Genomic DNA, 20,738 nt, shown 5'->3' with positions numbered 1-20,738 from the left:
GAGTGCCCTCGGAAATTTCCGAAGGTTATTCAGGAGGGTAGGAAATGTCCGGCGCGAAGGCGCCGGAGCGGGTCGATCAGGGGCGGATCTCGATCATGGTGCCGTCCTTTACCAGGCTCCAGACTTCGCGCATGTCGGTGTTGCGCATGGCGATGCAGCCTTCGGTCCAGTCCAGCGTATGGAAAAGCTGTTCCGGGTTGTCCTCCGTGTCCGGCGTTCCGTGAATCATGATCATCCCGCCGGGCTGAACGCCTTCGCGACGTGCCCGGGCGGCATCGGTGACGTTGGGGTAGGACACGTGGATCGCCAGGTTGTAGCGGTCCGAGACCTTGCGCCAGTCCAGCCAATAGAAGCCTTCCGGGGTGCGCTTGTCGCCCTCGCGCTCCTTGGCGCCGACGGGCTTCTTGCCGAGGGAGATGCGGTAGGTCTTGAGCGGTGCGCCATTGCTGATCAGTTCAAGGCGGCGCTGCGACTTGAGCACCAGCACCTTGTCGATCCGGTTCGATGGCTTGACCTCGGCGGGAGAGGACTGCGGCGCAAGCGGCGCGTCCTTGAGGATCGGCTTGGTGACGATGGTTTCGGTGTAAGCCGCCTGGGACACCGAAGCCACACTGAGGCAGAAAAGGGCAAGCAACCAGCGCATGAAACGGTATCCCTGATAATCGCGGTTTTACGAATCGGACTTGGGTGGCGGGGCGAACGACGCTGACAGGCTCTCGGTGTGAACCGGGTAGTGCTGCCTTTCGCGGTCCCGATAGTAGCATTCTAGTGTGACGCGGATCGTCCTGAAAGCCAGCTCGTCCCACGGGATCTCGTTTTCTTCGAACAGGCGCACTTCCAGGCTTTCCTCGCCGATGTCGAAGTCCAGGTCGGCCAGTTCGGCGCGGAAAAACACGTGTACCTGGTTGATGTGAGGCAGGTCGTACAGGTGATACAGGGTCATCTCGCCCAGGCGCGCGCAGGCTTCTTCGACGGTTTCGCGGCGGGCGGCCTGTTCCATGGTCTCGCCGTTTTCCATGAAGCCGGCGGGCAGGGTCCAGTAGCCGCGGCGCGGCTCGATGGCGCGACGGCACAGCAGCACCTTGCTGCCATGGTTCGGCAGCACGCCGGCGACGATATTGGGATTCTGGTAGTGGATGGTCTGGCAGTGGTCGCAGACATAACGCAAGCGGGAGTCGCCTTCGGGTATGCGCTGGGTGACCGCTTTGCCGCACGCGCTGCAGTATTTCATGCTTATCTTCCTGGGAGGTGCGCTATCTTCGCGCCGCGGTCCCGCGCCCCGCAAGTGCGATCGTCGCCGGGGGTTGGGCGTGGCGCGGCTTTGGTGCATGATGCAGAACGTTACTGGAATGAGAGAGACCATGCTGGACGAGCTACTTCGCCGTGTGAGCAGTCACACCCCGGGCACCCTGGAAACCGATCGACGTTTTCCTGAGGCCGCGGTGCTGCTACCGATCACCCGTAGTGAAGAGCCCGAGCTGGTACTGACCTTGCGCGCCAAGGGCCTCTCGACCCACGGCGGCGAAGTGGCTTTCCCTGGTGGACGCCGCGACCCGGAAGACCCCGACCTGATCTTCACCGCCCTGCGCGAAGCCGAGGAAGAAATCGGCCTGCCACCCGGCCTGGTGGAAGTGATTGGTCCATTGACTCCGCTGGTCTCGTTGCACGGACTGAAAGTCACGCCTTTCGTCGGGCTGATCCCCGATTACGTCGAATACCGGCCCAACGATGCCGAGATCGCCGCAGTGTTTAGCGTGCCGCTGGAGTTCTTCCGTCAGGACCCGCGCGATCACACCCACCGCATCGATTATCAGGGCCGCAGTTGGTACGTCCCCAGCTACCGCTTCGGCGAGTACAAGATCTGGGGCCTGTCGGCGATCATGATCGTCGAACTGGTCAACCTGCTCTACGATGCGCGCATCAGCCTGCACCATCCGCCTGAACGCTTCACCCCACTCTGAGCGGGATCACCCGCCGCGAACCCCACCGTGAGGAACCACGCATGAAATACCGTCTGGGCGACTTTCGGGTCGAAACCCATCCACAAAGCTGGGTGGCGCCCAATGCCACGCTGATCGGCAAGGTACGCCTGCAGGCGGGCGCCAATGTCTGGTTCAACGCGGTCCTGCGTGGCGACAACGAACTGATCGACATCGGCGAGAACAGCAACGTCCAGGACGGCACGGTGATGCACACCGACATGGGCTCGCCGCTGACCATCGGCAAGGGCGTGACCATCGGCCACAACGCCATGCTCCACGGGTGCTCGGTGGACGACTACAGCCTGATTGGCATCAACGCGGTGATCCTCAACGGTGCGCGGATCGGCAAGCACTGCATCATCGGCGCCAATGCGCTGATCCCGGAAGGCAAGGAAATCCCCGACGGTTCGCTGGTGATGGGCTCGCCGGGCAAGGTGGTGCGCGAACTGACCGAGGCACAGAAGAAGATGCTGGAAGCCAGCGCCGCCCATTACGTGCACAACGCCCAGCGTTATGCCCGCGACCTGGCGCCGCAGGAGGATTGATGAGCACCGCTGAAAGGCCCGTGGCCTCACCTTGCGTCAGCATTTGCGCGCTGGACGAACAAGACATCTGCACCGGCTGCCAGCGCACCGCCGCTGAAATCACCCGCTGGGGCCGCATGGACAACACCGAGCGCCGGCAGGTGCTGCGCTTCTGTCACGAGCGCGCCGTGGCCGCCGGCCTGGTCTTCGCCCAACCCCGCGCGGCGAACTGATCCCCGGGGCTTGGCCGCGCGCGGGCTGTGAAGTACCCTGTGCGGCTTGCTACCGGTGCCCCCAATGTTCTTTCTCATCGCCTATATCAGCAGCGTGGTGCTGATCAACTACGCCTTCTCCAGTGCGCCGCACCTGGACGTGATCTGGTCCGCCTGGGGCGGATTGGTGTTCGTCCTGCGCGACATGGTGCAGACCCGCTTCGGCCACGGCGCGCTGGTCGCCATGCTGGCGGCGCTGGTGTTGTCCTATGTCACCTCCGACCCGACCATCGCCCTGGCCAGCGCCACCGCGTTCGCGGTGTCCGAGCTGATCGACTGGGTAGTGTTCAGCATCACCAAGCGCCCGCTGCATGACCGCTTGTGGATCAGTTCCGCGCTGAGCATTCCACTCGACACCTTCATCTTCTTCGGCATGATCGGCGCCCTGACGCCGGCCGTGGTCGGCACCGCGCTGGCCTCGAAGTTCGCCGGCGTCACCGCAGTCTGGCTGGCCATGGCCTGGCGGGTGCGGAAAAACGCCATCGCCGGCTGAGCCGCGACGGCGTTCAACCATGTAAAATGTGCCCCTTTCGCTGGCCCGCACCGTGCTGGGGCGGCCATGGATTCCTTCCCTTTGAGGACCTGAGATGACCCGTATCGGAACCCCATTGTCGCCCACCGCGACCCGTGTACTGCTCTGTGGCTGTGGCGAGCTGGGCAAGGAAGTGGTGATCGAGCTGCAACGCCTGGGCGTCGAAGTGATCGCCGTGGACCGTTACGCCAATGCCCCGGCCATGCAGGTGGCGCATCGCAGCCACGTGATCAACATGCTCGACGGCGCCGCCCTGCGTGCGGTCATCGAGGCCGAGAAGCCGCATTATATCGTCCCGGAAATCGAAGCCATCGCCACCGCGACCCTGGTCGAGCTGGAAGCCGAAGGCTTCACCGTGGTGCCGACCGCCCGCGCCGCGCAACTGACCATGAACCGCGAAGGCATCCGTCGCCTGGCGGCTGAAGAGCTGGACCTGCCCACCTCGCCGTACCACTTCGCCGACACCTTCGAGGACTACAGCAAGGCCGCCCTGGACCTGGGCTTCCCGTGTGTGGTCAAGCCGGTGATGAGTTCGTCGGGCAAGGGCCAGAGCCTGCTGAAAAGCGCCGACGACCTGCAGAAAGCCTGGGACTACGCCCAGGAAGGCGGCCGTGCCGGCAAGGGCCGGGTGATCATCGAAGGCTTCATCGATTTCGACTACGAAATCACCCTGCTGACCGTTCGTCATGTTGGCGGCACCACCTTCCTGGCACCTGTCGGTCACCGTCAGGAGAAAGGCGACTACCAGGAATCCTGGCAGCCACAGGCCATGAGCCCGGTGGCGCTGGCCGAGTCCGAGCGCGTAGCCAAGGCGGTCACCGAGGCGCTGGGCGGCCGCGGCCTGTTTGGCGTGGAACTGTTCGTCAAGGGCGATCAGGTGTGGTTCAGCGAAGTCTCGCCGCGCCCGCATGACACCGGCCTGGTGACCCTGATTTCCCAGGACCTGTCGCAGTTCGCCCTGCACGCCCGGGCAATCCTCGGCCTGCCGATCCCGTCGGTCCGTCAGTTCGGTCCGTCGGCCTCCGCGGTCATCCTGGTGGAAGGTCAGTCGCAGCGGACCGCTTTCGACAACCTCGGCGCCGCCCTGGCCGAGCCTGATACCGCGCTGCGTCTGTTCGGCAAGCCGGAAGTCAACGGCCAGCGCCGGATGGGCGTGTGCCTGGCGCGCGACGAGTCGATCGAGGCCGCCCGGGCCAAGGCGACCCGCGCTTCGCAAGCGGTCAAGGTCGAGCTGTAAGGCTGTAGGCGCGGGGCGGGCCGCCTGGCTCGCCCCGCGTTGTCGTTACAACTCCGTGTGCTGTGTTTCCTTCAGGCACAGCACCGCGATCAGGCTCAGCAGGGCCGCGGCCGACACATACCCGCCCACCCAGCTCAATCCCCCCATGGCCACCAGCTTCTGTGCGAAGAACGGTGCTGCCGAGGCGCCGACGATTCCGCCCAGGTTGTAAGCCGCCGACGCGCCGGTGTAGCGCACGTGGGTCGGGAACAGCTCGGGCAACAGCGCGCCCATTGGTGCGAATGTCACCCCCATCAGGAACAGCTCGATCGCCAGGAACAACGCCACGCCGGCGGTGGACCCGGACGTCAGCAACGGCTCCATGGCAAAGCCCGAGGCGATCGCCAGCAGCGCGCCGATCACCAGCACCGGCTTGCGCCCGTATCGGTCGCTGAGCCAGGCCGACAGCGGCGTGGCCAGGGCCATGAACAGCACCGCGAAGCACAGCAGGCCGAGGAAGGTTTCCCGGGTGTAGCCCAGCGTCGACACGCCGTAGCTCAGCGAAAACACCGTCGAGATGTAGAACAGCGCATAGCACACCACCATCGCCCCGGCGCCGAGCAGCACCGGCAGCCAGTATTGGGCGAACAACTCGACCACCGGCAGCTTCACGCGCTGGTGGCTGGCCATCGCTTTGGCGAACACCGGGGTTTCCTCCAGCTTCAGCCGAACGTACAAGCCGACGATCACCAGTGCCGCGCTGAGCAGGAACGGAATGCGCCAGCCCCAGGCGCGGAAGTCTTCGTCGCTCAGCAGCATCGCCAGCGCCAGGAACAGGCCGTTGGCGGCGAGGAAGCCAATGGACGGACCGAGTTGCGGGAACATGCCGAACCAGGCGCGCTTGCCCTTGGGCGCGTTCTCGGTGGCCAGCAACGCCGCGCCGCCCCATTCGCCGCCAAGACCGAGGCCCTGGCCGAAACGCAGGACGCAGAGCAGGACCGGCGCCCAGTTGCCGATGCTGTCATGTCCCGGCAGCACGCCGATCAGCGTGGTGCACACCCCCATCAGCAGCAGCGAGGCGACCAGGGTGGATTTGCGTCCGATCCGGTCACCGAAATGGCCGAACAGCGCCGAACCCAGCGGTCGCGCGAGGAAGGCGATACCGAAGGTGAGGAACGCCGACAGCATCTGCGCGGTGCCGGAGGTCTGCGGGAAGAACACCGGTCCGATCACCAGCGCGGCGGCGGTGGCGTAGACATAGAAATCGTAGAACTCGATGGCCGTGCCGATGAAGCTGGCCGTGGCGACGCGGGCCGGCGAGTTGCCGGACGGCGCGGTGTCGGCCTCATTGTTGTAGGTGCTGCTGGTGGTCATGCAAGGTCCCCTGACAGTCGAAGGCTTCCTGGGCGGCCGCGCACGGGCGACGGCGCTGCGTCGGAGCATTTTTTTGGTATGGGTCGCGCGGCCGAGCATAGCCCTGGGGGGATGGGGGCGGGCGCGGGCACTGTTCGGGGTGTGAAGCGGTGCCGGTAAAGCGCGCGATGCAGGCGGTGCGGACTGGCCGGAAAGCGCCGGGAGCGGGTAGCGGGCGCGACGGCAGGGCTGGGTAAGCGTGGCCCGAGTATAGCCAGATTCGATACGAAATGTGTCTATGTCAGGCGTTGCGGGCGTAACGAATCAGGCGGCGGGCTGACGGGCGACGGTCCAGACCAGGATCCGGCTGGCGCAGTTGTCTTCGGTTTCGAGGATTTCCAGGCGGTAGCGGCCGATCTTCAGGCACACCGCGCTGGCCGGGATGCTTTCCAGCGCCTCGGTGACCAACCCGTTGAGGGTCTTCGGTCCGTCGCTGGGCAGGTGCCAGCCAAGGCTGCGGTTGAGCTCGCGGATCGCCACGTTGCCTTCGATCACGTAACGGCCATCCCCTTGCGGGTGGATATGCGGGTTGTCGAGGTCGTCCTGTTCTTCGAACTCGCCGACGATTTCTTCGAGGATGTCTTCCAGGGTGACGATGCCCTCCACCTCGCCGTACTCGTCGACAACGATGCCCATCCGCCGCTGTTGCTTGTGGAAATTGAGCAACTGCAGTTGCAGCGGGGTGCTTTCCGGGACGAAGTAGGGCTCGTAGCAGGCGGCCAGCAGGGTTTCGTGGGTCAGTTCGGCCTTGGGCAGCAGGTGGGCGATATGCCGCGTGTTGAGCACCGCCTGGACCTGGTTGATGTCGTTGTGGAATACCGGCAGTCGCGTGTGTTTGCAGGTGTTCAATTGCGCGATGATCTGCTCGATCGAATCGTCCAGGTTGATCCCGTCGACTTCGCTGCGCGGCACCAGGATGTGGTTGACAGTGACCCTCTCCAGCGCCTTCAGGCTGGTGGGGAGACTGCTGTGGGAGGGGTTTTCCTCCGAGGCGTCGCTATCGTCCGGCTCGCTGTCGGCATTCTGTTCATGCTGGTTGACCATGCTCGGCCGCACTGAAAAAGGGCGCAGGATCAGGCGCGCGATGCAGTCCAGCAACCAGGCCAGCGGCTGCAGCAGGCGCAGCGGAAGGCGCAGGACGATGCCCAGGCCGATAAAGGCTTCCGGGTTGCGTCGGGCCAGTTGCCGCGGCAGGTACTCTGCGCAGACCAGCAGCAGGATGGCCGCTGCCAGGCAGCCCAGCCAGAAACCGGTCTCGCCCTGGCAGCGCAGGCCGGTCAGGCCGGCGAGGGCCAGCACCAGCAGCTTGCCGAGGGTGGCGCCGAAGATCAGCGCCTGGGCCGGGAGGTCAGAGGTGTCGCGGGCGCCGCCATTGCCGTTGCGCCGGTTGCCCGCCAGTTGCACGCGGGCGGCGTCGACCGCGGTGAACAGTGCCGACCACAGCAAGGCCAGGGCCAGAAGCCCGAGCAGCGGAGCCAACGGCAAGGTGTCCATAGTTCGCCCGTCAGATATGCAGAATGAATTCGCGTACCAGCTTGCTGCCGAAATACGCCAGCATCAGCAGGCAGAACCCGGCGAGGGTCCAGCGGATCGCCTTGTGTCCGCGCCAGCCGAGGCGGGTGCGGCCCCACAGCAGCACGCTGAACACGATCCAGGCGACGCAGGCCAGCAAGGTCTTGTGGACCAGATGCTGGGCGAACAGGTTGTCGAGGAACAACCAGCCGGAGATCAGCGACAGCGAGAGCAGGCCCCAGCCGGCCCAGAGGAAGCCGAACAGCAGGCTTTCCATGGTTTGCAGCGGCGGGAAATTGCGGATCAGCCCGGACGGATGCTTGTGCTTGAGCTGGTGGTCCTGCATCAGCAGCAACAGCGACTGGAACACCGCGATGGTGAACAGGCCGTAGGCGAGGATCGACAGCAGGATATGCGCGAGGATGCCGGGCTCTTCGTTGATCAGCGGCACCGTGCCCGACGGCGCGAACTGCGCGATCAGGGCCGTCAGCAGACCAAGCGGGAAGAGCAACAGCAGCAGGTTCTCCACCGGACTGCGCAGGCAGGCGAGCAGGGTGATGGCGATGACCGCTGTCGCGATCAGGCTGGCGGCGCTGAAGAAGTCCAGGCTCAGTCCCAGCGGCGTGAGCAACTGCCAGTACAGCGCGGCGCCCTGGGCGATGACCGCCAGGCCTCCCAGCAGGCCGAGCAGCCGTTTGTCGGCCTTGACGCCCCGGGCCAGGCCGGTGCCTTGGAGGATGATCGCGGCGGCGTAGAGGCAGGCGGCGATCAGGTTGGGTAGCAAGCTGGGTGACAAGGGGAGCATAAGTCCTGTTAGGCAAGCCCGAAAGCCGATGAGTTTGGCATAGAACCCGGCCCCCTAGGAAGACTGTGCGCCGACGGTATGGTGTGCGCTGGCGCGAGTCTTCGTTATAATCGCCGCCCTGCCCCTGCCCAAGGCCGGCCGAATGCGCCTGGGGCGGCTGATAAACCTCGGTTCTACAAGAGCCCGAAAGGATCCCCATGTTTGAAAACCTGACCGATCGTCTGTCACAGACGCTGCGCCATGTCACCGGCAAGGCCAAGCTGAACGAAGACAACATCAAAGACACCCTGCGCGAAGTGCGCATGGCGTTGCTCGAAGCCGACGTCGCCTTGCCGGTGGTGAAGGACTTCGTCAACAAGGTCAAGGAACGTGCGGTCGGGACCGAGGTTTCGCGCAGCCTGACGCCGGGCCAGGCGTTCGTGAAGATCGTCCAGGCCGAACTCGAAGAATTGATGGGCGCGGCCAACGAAGACCTGAGTCTGAATGCCGCACCGCCTGCCGTGGTACTGATGGCCGGCCTGCAGGGCGCGGGCAAGACCACCACCGCCGGCAAGCTCGCGCGCTTCCTTAAAGAGCGCAAGAAGAAAACCGTCATGGTCGTTTCGGCCGACGTCTACCGTCCGGCGGCGATCAAGCAACTGGAAACCCTGGCCAACGATATCGGCGTGACCTTCTTCCCGTCGGACATCAGCCAGAAGCCGGTGGCCATCGCCGAAGCGGCGATCCGCGAAGCCAAGCTGAAATTCATCGACGTGGTTATCGTCGATACCGCCGGTCGTCTGCACATCGACGCCGAGATGATGGCCGAGATCAAGGACCTGCACGCCGCAGTCAAACCGATCGAGACGCTGTTCGTGGTCGACGCCATGACCGGCCAGGACGCCGCCAACACCGCCAAGGCGTTCGGCGATGCCCTGCCGCTGACCGGTGTGGTGCTGACCAAGGTCGACGGTGATGCCCGTGGCGGTGCCGCGCTGTCGGTGCGCGCGATCACCGGCAAGCCGATCAAGTTCATCGGTATGGGTGAGAAGACTGAAGCGCTCGAGCCGTTCCACCCTGACCGTATCGCCTCGCGGATCCTCGGCATGGGCGACGTGCTCAGCCTGATCGAGCAGGCCGAGCAGACGCTCGACAAGGAAAAGGCCGACAAACTCGCCAAGAAGCTGAAAAAGGGCAAGGGCTTCGACCTCGAAGACTTCCGCGACCAGCTCCTGCAAATGAAGAACATGGGCGGCCTCGGCGGCCTGATGGACAAGCTGCCGAGCATCGGTGGGGTCAACCTGGCGCAGATGGGCAACGCCCAGGGCGCAGCCGAGAAGCAGTTCAAGCAGATGGAAGCGATCATCAACTCCATGACCCCGGCCGAGCGCCGTGACCCTGACCTGATCAGCGGTTCGCGCAAACGCCGTATCGCCATGGGTTCCGGCACCCAGGTGCAGGACATTGGCCGCCTGATCAAGCAGCACAAGCAAATGCAGAAGATGATGAAGAAGTTTTCTGCCAAGGGCGGCATGGCCAAAATGATGCGCGGCCTGGGCGGCATGATGCCTGGCGGCGGCATGCCCAAGATGTAAACCCGATTCAAGTCGTTGGCGTGTAGATGTGCCAGCGACTGAAATCCCGCCTCGGCGGGACCATTGCTGCCTTTTATATAAGGCAGTGCAAACCGCAGATCAGCAGGCAGGCCTTTTACCTCGTGTAAAAAGGCATTTGCAAATACCCGTGTATTCCTTGAGAATATGCGGCCTTTCGGGCACCCGTGTGCCCGCTGTGCATTATGATTTGCAGCACCGACTACAGGAACGATGTTCAATGCTAACCATCCGTCTTGCCCGTGGCGGCTCCAAAAAGCGCCCATTTTACACCCTGACCGTGACCGACTCGCGTAACGCTGTTACCGGTTCGCACATTGAGCAGGTTGGTTTCTTCAACCCTATCGCTCGTGGCCAGGAAGTTCGTCTGTCCGTTAAGGAAGACCGCGTTGCTCATTGGCTGAGCGTTGGCGCACAGCCTTCTGAGCGCGTTGCCAAGCTGTTGAAGGACGCTGCCAAGGCTGCCGCCTGAGCAATATGAACGCGACGCCAAAAAACGCTGATGACTTGATCGTTGTCGGCAAGATTTTTTCGGTTCACGGCGTTCGCGGCGAGGTGAAGGTCTATTCCTTTACCGATCCGATCGAAAACCTGCTGGATTTCCCCAACTGGACGCTTCGGCGCGAAGGTGTGGTCAAGCAGGTAGAGCTGGTCTCGGGCCGATCCACTCAAAAGGATCTGGTCGCCAAGCTCAAAGGGCTCGACGATCGTGATGAAGCTCGTCTTCTGAGCGGTTATGAGATTTGTATCTCTCGCAGCCTTTTGCCCAACCTGACCGACGGCGATTACTACTGGTATCAGCTCGTGGGTCTGAGTGTCATCAACCAGGACGGACATCTGTTCGGCAAGGTTGATCACCTGTTGGAGACCGGTGCGAACGATGTAATGGTGGTCAAGCCCTGCGCTGGCAGCCTGGATGATCGTGAACGGCTATTGCCCTATACAGAGCAATGCGTGTTGGCAATCGACCTGGCGGCAGGCGAAATGAGGGTGGAATGGGACGCGGACTTCTAAGCAATGGCCAGCCTGCGCGTAGACGTCATCACGCTGTTTCCCGAGATGTTCTCGGCCATCAGTGAGTACGGCATTACCAGCCGAGCGGTGAAACAGGGGTTGTTGCAACTGACCTGCTGGAACCCGCGGGACTACACCACGGATCGTCACCACACGGTAGATGATCGGCCTTTTGGCGGTGGTCCGGGCATGGTGATGAAGATCAAGCCTCTGGAAGACGCCCTGGTCGAGGCCAGGCAGGCAACCGGAGGAACGGCGAAGGTGATCTACCTGTCGCCACAAGGCCGCAAGCTGACTCAGTCGGCGGTCAAGGACCTGGCGAAGCATGAATCGTTGATTCTGATAGCCGGTCGTTATGAAGGCATTGACGAGCGCTTTATTGAGGCTCATGTCGATGAAGAGTGGTCGATTGGTGACTACGTATTGTCTGGCGGTGAGCTGCCGGCAATGGTCCTGGTTGATGCGGTTACACGGCTGCTGCCCGGAGCTTTAGGGCATGCGGACTCGGCGGAGGAGGATTCCTTCACCGACGGTCTGCTAGATTGCCCGCACTACACCCGTCCGGAGGTGTATGCGGATCAGCGTGTTCCCGACGTGTTGCTCAGTGGCAACCATGCACACATCCGGCGTTGGCGTTTACAGCAGTCCCTTGGGCGGACCTATGAACGACGCGTCGATCTTCTGGAAAGTCGCTCACTTTCTGGAGAAGAGAAGAAGCTGCTCGAGGAGTACCTCCGCGAGCGGGACGATAGTTAACGTATCGATGGTAGATCCGACGATTTACCTTAGGAGCACAAGATGACCAACAAAATCATTCAGCAGATCGAAGCTGAACAGATGAGCAAAGAAATCCCGGCCTTCGCCCCGGGCGACACCATCGTCGTTCAGGTGAAAGTGAAGGAAGGTGACCGCTCCCGTCTGCAGGCTTTCGAAGGCGTTGTAATCGCCAAGCGCAACCGTGGTCTGAACAGCGCTTTCACCGTTCGCAAAATCTCCAACGGTGTTGGCGTTGAGCGTACTTTCCAGACCTACAGCCCGCAAATCGACAGCCTGGCCGTGAAACGTCGTGGTGACGTGCGTAAAGCCAAGCTGTACTACCTGCGTGACCTGTCCGGTAAAGCAGCTCGCATCAAGGAAAAACTGGCTTAAGTCCAGTCCGACCTTTGCGAAAGAAAGGGCAGCCTCCGGGCTGCCCTTTTTGTTTTTCAGCGCTGTGAGCTTCAAGCCGCAAGATGTTTGTCGGTTAAATATGTTGGGACCCTTCGCGAGCAAGCTCGCTCCTACAGTGCACCCCGACCTTATGGCTTGCAGCGTGCAACTGCATTCTTTGTTCAAGTGATCCCATGACCCCCAGAGACCAGGAAATCGAACGCCGCACCGAGCTGTCGGTCACCCGCGTGACCAAGGCGGTATTCCCCTCCACGACCAACCACCACAACACCCTGTTCGGCGGCACCGCGCTGGCCTGGATGGACGAAGTGTCGTTCATTGCCGCGACGCGCTTCTGCCGTCTGCCACTGGTAACCGTGTCCACTGACCGCATCGACTTCAAGCACCCGATCGCCGCGGGTTCCATCGTCGAGCTGGTGGGTCGGGTCGTTAAAGTCGGCAACACCAGCCTTAAGGTGGAAGTCGAAGTGTTCGTCGAAAGCATGAGCTGCGACAGCCGCGAGAAGGCCATTCACGGCCTGTTCAGTTTTGTCGCCATCGACGAGGACAAGCGTCCGGTTCCGGTATTGCCCGGGTTCTGATCGCAGTGCTCAACGGCTTTCATCCTGTCTAATCAGCGCCAGCACCGTCCACCCCGGCCCGGGCTTGAGCGGGCTGTCCGGGCCGAACACATGCACCCAGCCATTGGCGTCCCGGGCAAACAGCAAGGTCGCCCGCTCACCATGCAGCGCCCGATAGGCGTCCCAGTCGAAGGCTTCGGTCAGGTGTGTGCTGTACAGCTCGGCGCCGTGGTGCAATTGATTGGCCAGTTGTACATAGGTCAGTGGCGGATTTCCCAGCACATGCCCGCGGTGTTCGTCACTGGCCCGGTGCTTGTCGCTGCGGCTGACCTCCAGGCCGCTGGCCAACGAGAACAGCCGTTGCTGGCCGAAATCATGACGAAAACGCATGCACGCCAGGGCATTCAATTCTCCCGCGGGAGAAAGCCCGAGCAGATGGCCCAGGCCGACCAGATCCAGGTGCGCGTCCGCATGCTGCGAGGCCGGATTGCCGAAGTAAGTCGCCAGCCCTTCCATGCGCGCCGCGCGGATGTTCTCCCAACTGGAGTCGGTCAGCAGCACCCGGCAATCCATCTGTTGCAAGGCCTTGCCAATCGCCCGTGCGGGCGGGTTGGCGCCGACGATAAGAAAGCCGCTGGGCGCGGGCTCCGCGACTTTCAGCAGGCGGGCCAGCGGCCGCGCCGTTGCACTCTGCAAGACCACCGTGCCGATGATCACGGCGAAGGTCAGCGGCACCAGCAGCAAGGCGCCCTCGTGACCGGCCTCGTTCAGGCGAATCGCAAAGATCGCCGAGACCGCCGCCGCGACGATCCCCCGCGGTGCGATCCAGGCCAGCAGCGCCCGTTCGCGCCAGTTCAGCGGCGAGCGCCAGGTTGAGAGCGCGACGTTCAGGGGGCGGGCGATCAACTGGATCACCAGCAGCAGCGCCAGCACCGACGGGCCAAGGCCGAGGAGGGCGGCCAGGTCCAGGCGCGCGGCGAGCAGAATGAACAGCCCGGAGATCAGCAGCACGCTGAGGTTTTCCTTGAAGTGCAGGATCTGCCGGACGTCGACGCCTTTCATGTTGGCCAGCCACATGCCCATCAGGGTCACCGCCAGCAGTCCCGATTCGTGCATCACCTGGTTGGCGGCGATGAAGATCCCCAGCACCGCCGCCAGCGACGCCAGGTTGTGCAGGTATTCCGGCAACCAGTGCTCACGCATCACCTGGCCCAGCAACCAGCCGCCGGCGGCACCGAACGCGCTGCCACAGAGAATGACTCCGGCGAAGGTTCGCAGGCTCTGGCTCAGGCCGTCATCCGCGGCACTGGCGATGATGAAGCTGTAGACCACCACGGCCAGCAGCGCGCCGATCGGGTCGATGACGATGCCTTCCCAGCGCAGGATGTTGGCGATCGTCGCCTTGGGTCGCACCACCCGCAGCATCGGCACGATCACCGTGGGGCCGGTAACCAGCGTCAGGGTGCCGAACAGCACCGCCAGCGGCCAGTCGAAACCCAGCAGCCAGTGCGTTGCGACGGCAATCACCACCCAGGTGACCAGCGCGCCGACGGTCACCATGCGCTGCACAACGCTGCCGATGTCGCGCCATTGCGACAGGTGCAGGGTCAGGCTGCCTTCGAACAGGATCAGCGCCACCGCCAGCGACACCAGTGGCATCAGCAGCGGGCCGAACATTTCCTGCGGATCAAGCCAGCCCAGCACTGGGCCGGCGAGAATGCCGCTGAGCAGCAGAAACAGGATGGCCGGGAGCTTCAGGCGCCAGGCCAGCCACTGGCAGCCCAGTGCTGCCGCACCAATGCCGCCAAACGCGAGCAGAATCTGTTGTTCGTTCATTCGGACTCCCTATCCCGGCATGGTTATGGAAGACTAGCGGCACTTCGGCGTTTTCATCGCCCCGTCTCCGAGTTTTCATGCCTGCTATCGACCACCCCCTGATTGACCAGTTTCTTGATGCCCTGTGGCTGGAAAAAGGCCTGTCGGACAACACCCGAGCGTCCTATCGCAGCGACCTGGCGCTGTTCAACGGCTGGTTGCAGGAAAAGGGCATTGCATTGCCCGATGCCGGCCGCGAACTGATCCTCGATCACCTCGGCTGGCGCCTGGATCACGCCTACAAGCCGCGCTCCACGGCGCGTTTTCTTTCCGGCCTGCGCGGTTTCTACCGCTACCTGCTGCGGGAAAAACTGATTGCCGTCGACCCGACTCTGCAGATCGATATGCCGCAGCTCGGCCGGCCATTGCCCAAATCGCTCTCCGAGGCTGACGTCGAAGCCCTGCTACGGGCGCCGGACCTGAGCGAAGACATCGGCCAGCGCGACCGCGCCATGCTCGAAGTGCTGTATGCCTGTGGTTTGCGGGTTACCGAACTGGTCAGCCTGACCCTCGACCAGATCAACCTGCGCCAGGGCGTGCTGCGGGTCATGGGCAAGGGCAGCAAAGAGCGGTTGGTGCCGATGGGCGAGGAAGCGGTGGTCTGGCTGGAGCGCTACCTGCGTGATGGTCGCAATGGCCTGCTCAATGGTCGTCCCAGCGACGTGGTGTTTCCCAGCCAGCGTGGTGAGCAGATGACTCGCCAGACCTTCTGGCACCGTATCAAGCACCACGCCCAGGTCGCCGGGATCGGCAAGGCGCTGTCGCCCCACACCCTTCGCCACGCCTTCGCCACTCATCTGCTCAACCACGGCGCCGACCTGCGCGTGGTGCAGATGCTGCTGGGCCACAGCGACCTGTCGACCACCCAGATCTATACTCACGTAGCCAGAGCGAGGCTGCAGGAACTGCATGCTCGGCACCATCCCAGGGGTTAGAGAACGAATCGGCCGCGGCCGCTTCGTTTGTCTGCGCATTCGAGCGGTCAAGGTGCCCGTCGCAGGGCGATGAATATGGTAGTCTTCCGGGGTTTACGTCTTGGGCCGGCCAATCCCCCGTGTTTTCCATCCGGGCGTCCCCATCCCGGCCCCTTGTACGCTTTCAGGAGCTCCAAATGCGCATGATCAAGATTGTTGCCGCCGCCGCGCTGGCGCTGGCCAGTTCGTTCGTCCTGGCTGACGAGCAGGCGATCCGCAAAACCCTGCAGTCGCTGGAGTCGGAAGTCCCGGTCGACAGCATCGCCGCCAGCCCACTCAATGGCCTGTACGAAGTCAAACTCAAGGGCGGACGTGTGCTGTACGCCAGCGCCGACGGCCAGTTCCTGGTCCAGGGCTATCTGTTTCAGGTGCAGGACGGCAAGCCGGTCAACCTGACTGAAAAGACCGAGCGTCAGGCCATCGCCAAGACGATCAATGCCATTCCAGGCGCAGAAATGGTGGTTTATCCTGCCATTGGCCCGGCCAAGTCGCACATCACGGTGTTCACCGACACCACCTGCCCGTACTGCCACAAACTGCACGCCGAAGTGCCTGAGCTGAACAAGCTCGGTATCGAAGTGCGCTATGTCGCCTTCCCGCGCCAGGGCCTCGGCTCGCCGGGTGACGAGCAGTTGCAGGCGGTCTGGTGCTCCAAGGACCGCAAGGGTGCGCTGGACAAGATGATCGACGGCAAGGAAATCAAGGCCGCCAAGTGCGAGAACCCGGTCAGCAAGCAGTTCACCATGGGCCAGTCCATCGGTGTCAACGGCACGCCAGCCATCGTGCTGGAAGATGGCCAGGTGATCCCGGGCTACCAGCCGGCCCCGCAAGTGGCCAAGCTGGCCCTGGCCGTCGCCAAGTAATTCAATCAGTGAGCCGCCACCATGGGGAGGCGGCTTTTTTCACGATCGGTTCCACACCGGTCGTTCAATGGGGAGTTTCACAGTGAAACCGGTCAAAGTAGGCATCTGTGGGTTAGGGACCGTCGGTGGCGGAACCTTCAACGTACTTCAGCGAAACGCCGAGGAGATTGCCCGCCGCGCCGGGCGTGGAATTGAAGTGGCACAGATTGCCATGCGTTCGCCCAACCCGAACTGCCAGATTACCGGTACCCCCATTACCGCTGATGTGTTCGAAGTCGCGAGCAACCCCGAGATCGATATCGTCATTGAACTGATCGGTGGCTATACCGTGGCCCGCGAGCTGGTGCTCAAGGCCATCGACAACGGCAAGCACGTGGTCACCGCGAACAAGGCGCTGATCGCCGTGCACGGCAACGAGATCTTCGCCCGCGCCCGCGAAAAAGGCGTGATCGTCGCCTTCGAAGCCGCTGTGGCCGGCGGCATCCCGGTGATCAAGGCGATCCGTGAAGGCCTCTCGGCCAACCGTATCAACTGGGTCGCCGGCATCATCAACGGCACCGGCAACTTCATCCTCACCGAAATGCGCGAGAAGGGTCGCACCTTCCCGGACGTGCTGGCCGAAGCCCAGGCGCTGGGTTATGCCGAAGCGGACCCGACCTTCGACGTCGAAGGCATCGATGCTGCGCACAAGCTGACCATCCTCGCTTCCATCGCTTTCGGCATCCCGCTGCAGTTCGACAAGGCCTACACCGAAGGCATCACTCAGCTCACCACTGCTGACGTGAACTACGCCGAGGCCCTGGGCTACCGCATCAAGCACCTGGGCGTGGCGCGCAGCACTGCCGCCGGTATCGAACTGCGTGTGCACCCGACGCTGATCCCGGCTGACCGCCTGATCGCCAACGTCAATGGCGTGATGAACGCTGTGATGGTCAACGGCGACGCCGCGGGTTCGACCCTGTTCTACGGCGCTGGCGCCGGCATGGAACCCACTGCTTCCTCGGTCGTCGCCGACCTGGTGGACGTGGTTCGTGCCATGACCGCCGACCCGGAAAACCGCGTTCCGCACCTGGCCTTCCAGCCGGATTCGCTGTCGGCCCACCCGATCCTGCCGATCGATGCCTGCGAAAGCGCCTACTACCTGCGCATCCAGGCCAAGGACCATCCGGGCGTACTGGCCCAGGTGGCAAGCATCCTCTCCGAGCGCGGGATCAACATCGAGTCGATCATGCAGAAGGAAGTCGAGGAACAGGACGGCCTGGTGCCGATGATCCTGCTGGTCCACAAGGTCCAGGAGAAACGCATGAACGACGCCATCGCGGCGCTGGAAGCCCTCCAGGACGTGATCGGCAAGGTCGTGCGGATCCGCGTCGAACAGCTCAACTAACGTCTAGCTGCAAGTTACAAGCTGCAAGAAGGTGCACCGCCGCTCTCTTGCAGCTTCACGCTTGAAGCTTGCAGCTCAAAGAAAGGTTTGCCCTCATGCGCTATATCAGTACCCGTGGCCAAGCTCCTGCCCTGAATTTCGAAGACGTGCTGCTGGCCGGTCTTGCCAGCGATGGCGGTCTTTATGTGCCGGAAAACCTGCCGCGTTTCACCCAGGAAGAGATCGCTTCCTGGGCCGGCCTGCCATACCACGAGCTGGCGTTCCGGGTGATGCGCCCGTTCGTCACCGGCAGCATCGCCGACGCCGATTTCAAGAAGATTCTCGAAGAAACCTACGGTGAGTTCGCTCACGCCGCGGTCGCACCGCTGCGTCAACTGAACAGCAACGAATGGGTGCTGGAGCTGTTCCACGGCCCAACCCTGGCGTTCAAGGACTTCGCCCTGCAACTGCTCGGTCGTCTGCTGGACCACGTGCTGGTCAAGCGCGGCGAGCGCGTCGTGATCATCGGTGCTACCAGTGGTGATACCGGTTCCGCGGCCATCGAAGGCTGCCGCCGTTGCGACAACGTCGATATCTTCATCCTGCATCCGCACCAGCGCGTGTCGGAAGTGCAGCGTCGCCAGATGACCACCATCTTCGGCGAGAACATCCACAACATCGCCATCGAAGGCAACTTCGATGACTGCCAGGAAATGGTCAAGGCCAGCTTCGCCGATCAGGACTTCCTCAAGGGCACTCGCCTGGTAGCGGTCAACTCGATCAACTGGGCGCGGATCATGGCCCAGATCGTCTACTACTTCCACGCGGCCCTGCAGTTGGGCGGCCCGGCGCGTTCCGTGGCGTTCTCGGTGCCGACCGGCAACTTCGGCGACATCTTCGCCGGCTACCTGGCGCGCAACATGGGCCTGCCGATCAGCCAACTGATCGTCGCCACCAACCGCAACGACATCCTGCACCGCTTCATGAGCGGCAACCAGTACGTCAAGGAAACCCTGCACGCGACCCTGTCGCCGTCGATGGACATCATGGTGTCGTCGAACTTCGAGCGCCTCCTGTTCGACCTGCACGGTCGTAACGGCGCGGCTATCGCCGAGCTGATGGCCAACTTCAAGCAGGGTGGCGGCTTCAGCGTCGAAGAAGACCGTTGGGTCGAAGCCCGCAAGCTGTTCGATTCCCTGGCCGTCGATGACGCGCAGACCTGCGAAACCATCGCCGAAGTCTTCGCCCAGACGGGCGAGATCCTCGATCCGCACACCGCGATCGGCGTCAAGGCCGGCCGCGAGTGCCGTCGCAGCCTGGATACGCCGATGGTGGTGCTGGGCACCGCGCACCCGGTCAAATTCCCGGAAGCGGTGGAGAAGGCCGGCATCGGCAAGGAACTGGAACTGCCAGCCCACCTGACCGACCTGTTCTCCCGTGAAGAGCGGTGCACGGTCCTGGCCAACGACCTGAGCCAGGTTCAGGCTTTCGTCAGCAAGCACGGCAACCGCGGCAAACCGCTCTGATCGGACACCGGAAAAGAAAAAGCCCGTCGAATGACGGGCTTTTTCTTTTCCGGCTGCAAGCTGCAAGCTACAAGAAAGAGCAGGTATCGCGCAGGTTGGTTTGTTCTTGCAGCGTGACACTTGAAGCTTGCAACTGCGTTTCAGGCCGGTTCGTCGGCGGCGGTTGGAAATGGAGCGCTAAATTTGGGATTTTTCCTATAGGGCCGCGGTTCTGTTTTCCCTAGAGTTGCGACTTTGTGCCGCCGCACGAGCCTGCAACCTGCGGAGAAACGTTGATGCACTCGCTCAAGGTCCTGATCCTCGAAGACCATCCCTTTCAACTCATGGCATTGCACCAGATGCTCAACGCCAACGGCGTGTTCGACGTCCTGGCCGCCGAGTCGGTGGAGTGCGCGAAGCAGATGCTGGCCCGCCGTGGGCCGGTGGATATCGCCATCTGCGACCTGTACATGGAAGGTGCCGACGGTTTGGCGTTGATCCGGCACCTGGCGGAAAACGCGCTGGCTGACGCGTTGATCGTCCTCAGTGATGCCGAGCCCGCGCTGCTCGACAGCATTGGCGAGCTGTCCCGGCAGCTTGGTCTGCAACTGCTGGGCTGCGTGCGCAAGCCGGCCAGTTGCGCCACGCTGCACCGCCTGCTGTCGCAGTACTGCGAAGACGCACACGTGCCACAACAGGCGGGCGTACCGCCGCATATCCTCGAACTGACTCGCCTGTCTCCCGAGCAACTGGCCTTGTCCCGCGCGCAGTGGCGGGTTCGTTACCAGCCGATGATCTGCGCCGCGGGTGCGCTGGTTGGCGTCGAAGCGAGCGTGCGCTGGCAGCACCCGACCCTTGGTCTGTTGGCACCGGGCCAGTTCTTTACCGTGCCCAATGGGGTCGGGCTGCTCGACGTGCTGACCTGGCATGTGCTCGAACACGCACTGGCTTTCAGTTCGGTGACCTGCCTTGGCGGTGGTCAGCCGCTACCGGTGACGGTGGAACTGCCACCCGCGTTGTTGCCGGATGCCGGCTTCGTCGCACGGTTGGCGCAACTGCTGGTGACGCTGGAACTGCCTGCCAGCGTGCTCACGCTGACGTTGAAGGAGGGCCACTGTGGCCTGCTCGACGGCGAGCAATGGGCGGTCTTGCGTCAGCTCGGTTGTCGTCTTGCACTGGAATGTTCAGGCAGCGCCGCCGGCCATCTGCCGCAACTGTTTGCGCTGCCCCTGAGTGAATTGAAGTTGCCTGCCGAGCTGCTGCGCGGCCTGGCCGCTGACGGCAAGAAGTCGGGCGCAGTGGCGACGGCGTTGATCCTGGCGCGGCGCCTGGCGTTGGACGTGGTGGTGCAGGGCGTGGAGACCTTCAACGATTGGCGGGCCCTGAACCATGTAGGAAAACCGCGGGTGCAAGGTGGTTTTGTCGCGAGGCCGATGGGCGAAGAAGAGTTGTTGAAGTGGATGAGTGCCCATGAGCCGGCGGCGCTGGCACGAAACGGTGCGGCTTGAGCTGGCTACTGGCTTTCTGATATTAATCAGGGGTGCAGATTGAATCTGTCATGTT

22 protein-coding genes are annotated in these 20,738 nt (G+C 63.0%); 16 read left to right on the top strand and 6 right to left on the bottom strand.

The annotated features are described in order from the left end of the window. Positions 1 to 76: 76 nt before the first annotated feature. Together NTD88_RS12415 and NTD88_RS12410 are read right to left on the bottom strand one after the other, a co-directional pair. Positions 77 to 643 (bottom strand): murein L,D-transpeptidase family protein, encoded by a 567-nt coding sequence (locus NTD88_RS12415; RefSeq protein WP_095154205.1) that lies wholly within the window; start codon positions 641 to 643, stop codon positions 77 to 79. Between the two features lie 27 nt (positions 644 to 670). Beyond that, on the bottom strand, positions 671 to 1,231 hold the full coding sequence (locus tag NTD88_RS12410) for an NUDIX hydrolase (protein WP_095154204.1): 561 nt from the start codon (positions 1,229 to 1,231) through the stop codon (positions 671 to 673). A gap of 130 nt (positions 1,232 to 1,361) precedes the next feature. Here NTD88_RS12410 and NTD88_RS12405 point away from each other — a divergent pair, with 130 nt between their 5' ends. From NTD88_RS12405 to purT, 5 genes are all read left to right on the top strand, one after another. Continuing rightward, complete coding sequence (locus NTD88_RS12405; RefSeq protein WP_095154203.1) at positions 1,362 to 1,961, top strand: CoA pyrophosphatase; 600 nt, start codon at positions 1,362 to 1,364, stop codon at positions 1,959 to 1,961. Positions 1,962 to 2,002: 41 nt separating this feature from the next. Next, the gene (locus tag NTD88_RS12400) at positions 2,003 to 2,527 is read left to right on the top strand and encodes a gamma carbonic anhydrase family protein (protein ID WP_095154202.1); all 525 of its coding nucleotides are present in this window, start codon (positions 2,003 to 2,005) and stop codon (positions 2,525 to 2,527) included. Further along, positions 2,527 to 2,739, top strand: coding sequence for a DUF1289 domain-containing protein (locus NTD88_RS12395; protein WP_262128511.1), 213 nt, complete (start codon positions 2,527 to 2,529; stop codon positions 2,737 to 2,739). The genes NTD88_RS12400 and NTD88_RS12395 overlap by 1 nt, the downstream gene beginning before the upstream one ends. 64 nt (positions 2,740 to 2,803) lie before the next feature. Next, positions 2,804 to 3,271, top strand: a complete 468-nt coding sequence (locus tag NTD88_RS12390; protein WP_095154200.1) for a VUT family protein — start codon at positions 2,804 to 2,806, stop codon at positions 3,269 to 3,271. Between the two features lie 94 nt (positions 3,272 to 3,365). Continuing rightward, positions 3,366 to 4,547: a formate-dependent phosphoribosylglycinamide formyltransferase gene (purT, locus tag NTD88_RS12385; RefSeq protein ID WP_262153447.1), complete on the top strand. Its 1,182-nt coding sequence runs from the start codon at positions 3,366 to 3,368 to the stop codon at positions 4,545 to 4,547. Positions 4,548 to 4,592: 45 nt separating this feature from the next. On the opposite strand, the gene NTD88_RS12380 is transcribed toward purT, so the two are convergent. The 3 genes from NTD88_RS12380 to NTD88_RS12370 form a co-directional block, all read right to left on the bottom strand. Further along, on the bottom strand, positions 4,593 to 5,900 hold the full coding sequence (locus tag NTD88_RS12380; protein ID WP_262153446.1) for an MFS transporter: 1,308 nt from the start codon (positions 5,898 to 5,900) through the stop codon (positions 4,593 to 4,595). 303 nt (positions 5,901 to 6,203) lie between these two features. After that, positions 6,204 to 7,433 carry a transporter associated domain-containing protein gene (locus NTD88_RS12375; protein WP_262153445.1) on the bottom strand — a complete coding sequence of 410 codons (1,230 nt, stop codon included), beginning with the start codon at positions 7,431 to 7,433 and terminating at the stop codon, positions 6,204 to 6,206. A 10-nt stretch (positions 7,434 to 7,443) separates the two neighbouring features. After that, positions 7,444 to 8,256 carry an inner membrane protein YpjD gene (locus NTD88_RS12370; protein WP_410017037.1) on the bottom strand — a complete coding sequence of 271 codons (813 nt, stop codon included), beginning with the start codon at positions 8,254 to 8,256 and terminating at the stop codon, positions 7,444 to 7,446. Positions 8,257 to 8,453: 197 nt separating this feature from the next. Between NTD88_RS12370 and ffh the strand changes: the two genes are divergently transcribed. The 6 genes from ffh (at position 8,454) to NTD88_RS12340 (ending at position 12,613) form a co-directional block, all read left to right on the top strand. Continuing rightward, entirely contained in the window at positions 8,454 to 9,830 is a 1,377-nt protein-coding gene (gene ffh / locus NTD88_RS12365; protein WP_095154195.1) for a signal recognition particle protein, read from the top strand. Between the two features lie 238 nt (positions 9,831 to 10,068). Then, a complete protein-coding gene (rpsP, locus tag NTD88_RS12360; protein ID WP_095154194.1) occupies positions 10,069 to 10,320 on the top strand; it encodes a 30S ribosomal protein S16 in 252 nt (83 codons plus the stop codon). 5 nt (positions 10,321 to 10,325) lie between these two features. Next, positions 10,326 to 10,862, top strand: a complete 537-nt coding sequence (gene rimM, locus NTD88_RS12355) for a ribosome maturation factor RimM (RefSeq protein ID WP_095154193.1) — start codon at positions 10,326 to 10,328, stop codon at positions 10,860 to 10,862. Positions 10,863 to 10,865: 3 nt separating this feature from the next. Further along, complete coding sequence (trmD, locus tag NTD88_RS12350) at positions 10,866 to 11,618, top strand: tRNA (guanosine(37)-N1)-methyltransferase TrmD (protein ID WP_110968198.1); 753 nt, start codon at positions 10,866 to 10,868, stop codon at positions 11,616 to 11,618. Positions 11,619 to 11,660: 42 nt separating this feature from the next. Beyond that, positions 11,661 to 12,011, top strand: a complete 351-nt coding sequence (gene rplS, locus NTD88_RS12345) for a 50S ribosomal protein L19 (protein WP_095154191.1) — start codon at positions 11,661 to 11,663, stop codon at positions 12,009 to 12,011. Between the two features lie 194 nt (positions 12,012 to 12,205). Then, entirely contained in the window at positions 12,206 to 12,613 is a 408-nt protein-coding gene (locus tag NTD88_RS12340; RefSeq protein WP_095154190.1) for an acyl-CoA thioesterase, read from the top strand. 9 nt (positions 12,614 to 12,622) lie between these two features. Here the strand turns inward: NTD88_RS12340 and NTD88_RS12335 are convergent, their stop codons facing one another. Further along, complete coding sequence (locus tag NTD88_RS12335; RefSeq protein ID WP_262153444.1) at positions 12,623 to 14,428, bottom strand: cation:proton antiporter; 1,806 nt, start codon at positions 14,426 to 14,428, stop codon at positions 12,623 to 12,625. Positions 14,429 to 14,505: 77 nt separating this feature from the next. On the opposite strand from NTD88_RS12335, the gene xerD reads away from it, so the two are divergent. From xerD to NTD88_RS12310, 5 genes are all read left to right on the top strand, one after another. Next, the gene (gene xerD / locus NTD88_RS12330; RefSeq protein WP_262128505.1) at positions 14,506 to 15,402 is read left to right on the top strand and encodes a site-specific tyrosine recombinase XerD; all 897 of its coding nucleotides are present in this window, start codon (positions 14,506 to 14,508) and stop codon (positions 15,400 to 15,402) included. Between the two features lie 176 nt (positions 15,403 to 15,578). Next, positions 15,579 to 16,304, top strand: coding sequence for a bifunctional protein-disulfide isomerase/oxidoreductase DsbC (dsbC, locus tag NTD88_RS12325; RefSeq protein ID WP_095154187.1), 726 nt, complete (start codon positions 15,579 to 15,581; stop codon positions 16,302 to 16,304). A gap of 82 nt (positions 16,305 to 16,386) precedes the next feature. Beyond that, positions 16,387 to 17,691, top strand: a complete 1,305-nt coding sequence (locus tag NTD88_RS12320; protein ID WP_095154186.1) for a homoserine dehydrogenase — start codon at positions 16,387 to 16,389, stop codon at positions 17,689 to 17,691. A 95-nt stretch (positions 17,692 to 17,786) separates the two neighbouring features. Continuing rightward, complete coding sequence (gene thrC, locus NTD88_RS12315; RefSeq protein ID WP_095154185.1) at positions 17,787 to 19,196, top strand: threonine synthase; 1,410 nt, start codon at positions 17,787 to 17,789, stop codon at positions 19,194 to 19,196. A gap of 275 nt (positions 19,197 to 19,471) precedes the next feature. Continuing rightward, positions 19,472 to 20,683: an EAL domain-containing protein gene (locus NTD88_RS12310; protein ID WP_262153443.1), complete on the top strand. Its 1,212-nt coding sequence runs from the start codon at positions 19,472 to 19,474 to the stop codon at positions 20,681 to 20,683. Positions 20,684 to 20,738: the final 55 nt, after the last annotated feature.

The organism is Pseudomonas sp. 20P_3.2_Bac5 (genome assembly GCF_025466035.1).
Taxonomy (GTDB): Bacteria; Pseudomonadota; Gammaproteobacteria; order Pseudomonadales; family Pseudomonadaceae; genus Aquipseudomonas.
This window is presented reverse-complemented; position numbering and strand designations above follow the sequence as displayed.

Excerpts from the sequence above, each read along its gene's own strand:
- NTD88_RS12415 (WP_095154205.1), bottom strand. The coding sequence starts at position 643 with ATGCGCTGGTTGCTTGCCCTTTTCTGCCTCAGTGTGGCTTCGGTGTCC.
- NTD88_RS12410 (WP_095154204.1), bottom strand. The coding sequence starts at position 1,231 with ATGAAATACTGCAGCGCGTGCGGCAAAGCGGTCACCCAGCGCATACCC.
- NTD88_RS12405 (WP_095154203.1), top strand. The coding sequence starts at position 1,362 with ATGCTGGACGAGCTACTTCGCCGTGTGAGCAGTCACACCCCGGGCACC.
- NTD88_RS12400 (WP_095154202.1), top strand. The coding sequence starts at position 2,003 with ATGAAATACCGTCTGGGCGACTTTCGGGTCGAAACCCATCCACAAAGC.
- NTD88_RS12395 (WP_262128511.1), top strand. The coding sequence starts at position 2,527 with ATGAGCACCGCTGAAAGGCCCGTGGCCTCACCTTGCGTCAGCATTTGC.
- NTD88_RS12390 (WP_095154200.1), top strand. The coding sequence starts at position 2,804 with ATGTTCTTTCTCATCGCCTATATCAGCAGCGTGGTGCTGATCAACTAC.
- purT (WP_262153447.1), top strand. The coding sequence starts at position 3,366 with ATGACCCGTATCGGAACCCCATTGTCGCCCACCGCGACCCGTGTACTG.
- NTD88_RS12380 (WP_262153446.1), bottom strand. The coding sequence starts at position 5,900 with ATGACCACCAGCAGCACCTACAACAATGAGGCCGACACCGCGCCGTCC.
- NTD88_RS12375 (WP_262153445.1), bottom strand. The coding sequence starts at position 7,433 with ATGGACACCTTGCCGTTGGCTCCGCTGCTCGGGCTTCTGGCCCTGGCC.
- NTD88_RS12370 (WP_410017037.1), bottom strand. The coding sequence starts at position 8,256 with ATGCTCCCCTTGTCACCCAGCTTGCTACCCAACCTGATCGCCGCCTGC.
- ffh (WP_095154195.1), top strand. The coding sequence starts at position 8,454 with ATGTTTGAAAACCTGACCGATCGTCTGTCACAGACGCTGCGCCATGTC.
- rpsP (WP_095154194.1), top strand. The coding sequence starts at position 10,069 with ATGCTAACCATCCGTCTTGCCCGTGGCGGCTCCAAAAAGCGCCCATTT.
- rimM (WP_095154193.1), top strand. The coding sequence starts at position 10,326 with ATGAACGCGACGCCAAAAAACGCTGATGACTTGATCGTTGTCGGCAAG.
- trmD (WP_110968198.1), top strand. The coding sequence starts at position 10,866 with ATGGCCAGCCTGCGCGTAGACGTCATCACGCTGTTTCCCGAGATGTTC.
- rplS (WP_095154191.1), top strand. The coding sequence starts at position 11,661 with ATGACCAACAAAATCATTCAGCAGATCGAAGCTGAACAGATGAGCAAA.
- NTD88_RS12340 (WP_095154190.1), top strand. The coding sequence starts at position 12,206 with ATGACCCCCAGAGACCAGGAAATCGAACGCCGCACCGAGCTGTCGGTC.
- NTD88_RS12335 (WP_262153444.1), bottom strand. The coding sequence starts at position 14,428 with ATGAACGAACAACAGATTCTGCTCGCGTTTGGCGGCATTGGTGCGGCA.
- xerD (WP_262128505.1), top strand. The coding sequence starts at position 14,506 with ATGCCTGCTATCGACCACCCCCTGATTGACCAGTTTCTTGATGCCCTG.
- dsbC (WP_095154187.1), top strand. The coding sequence starts at position 15,579 with ATGCGCATGATCAAGATTGTTGCCGCCGCCGCGCTGGCGCTGGCCAGT.
- thrC (WP_095154185.1), top strand. The coding sequence starts at position 17,787 with ATGCGCTATATCAGTACCCGTGGCCAAGCTCCTGCCCTGAATTTCGAA.
- NTD88_RS12310 (WP_262153443.1), top strand. The coding sequence starts at position 19,472 with ATGCACTCGCTCAAGGTCCTGATCCTCGAAGACCATCCCTTTCAACTC.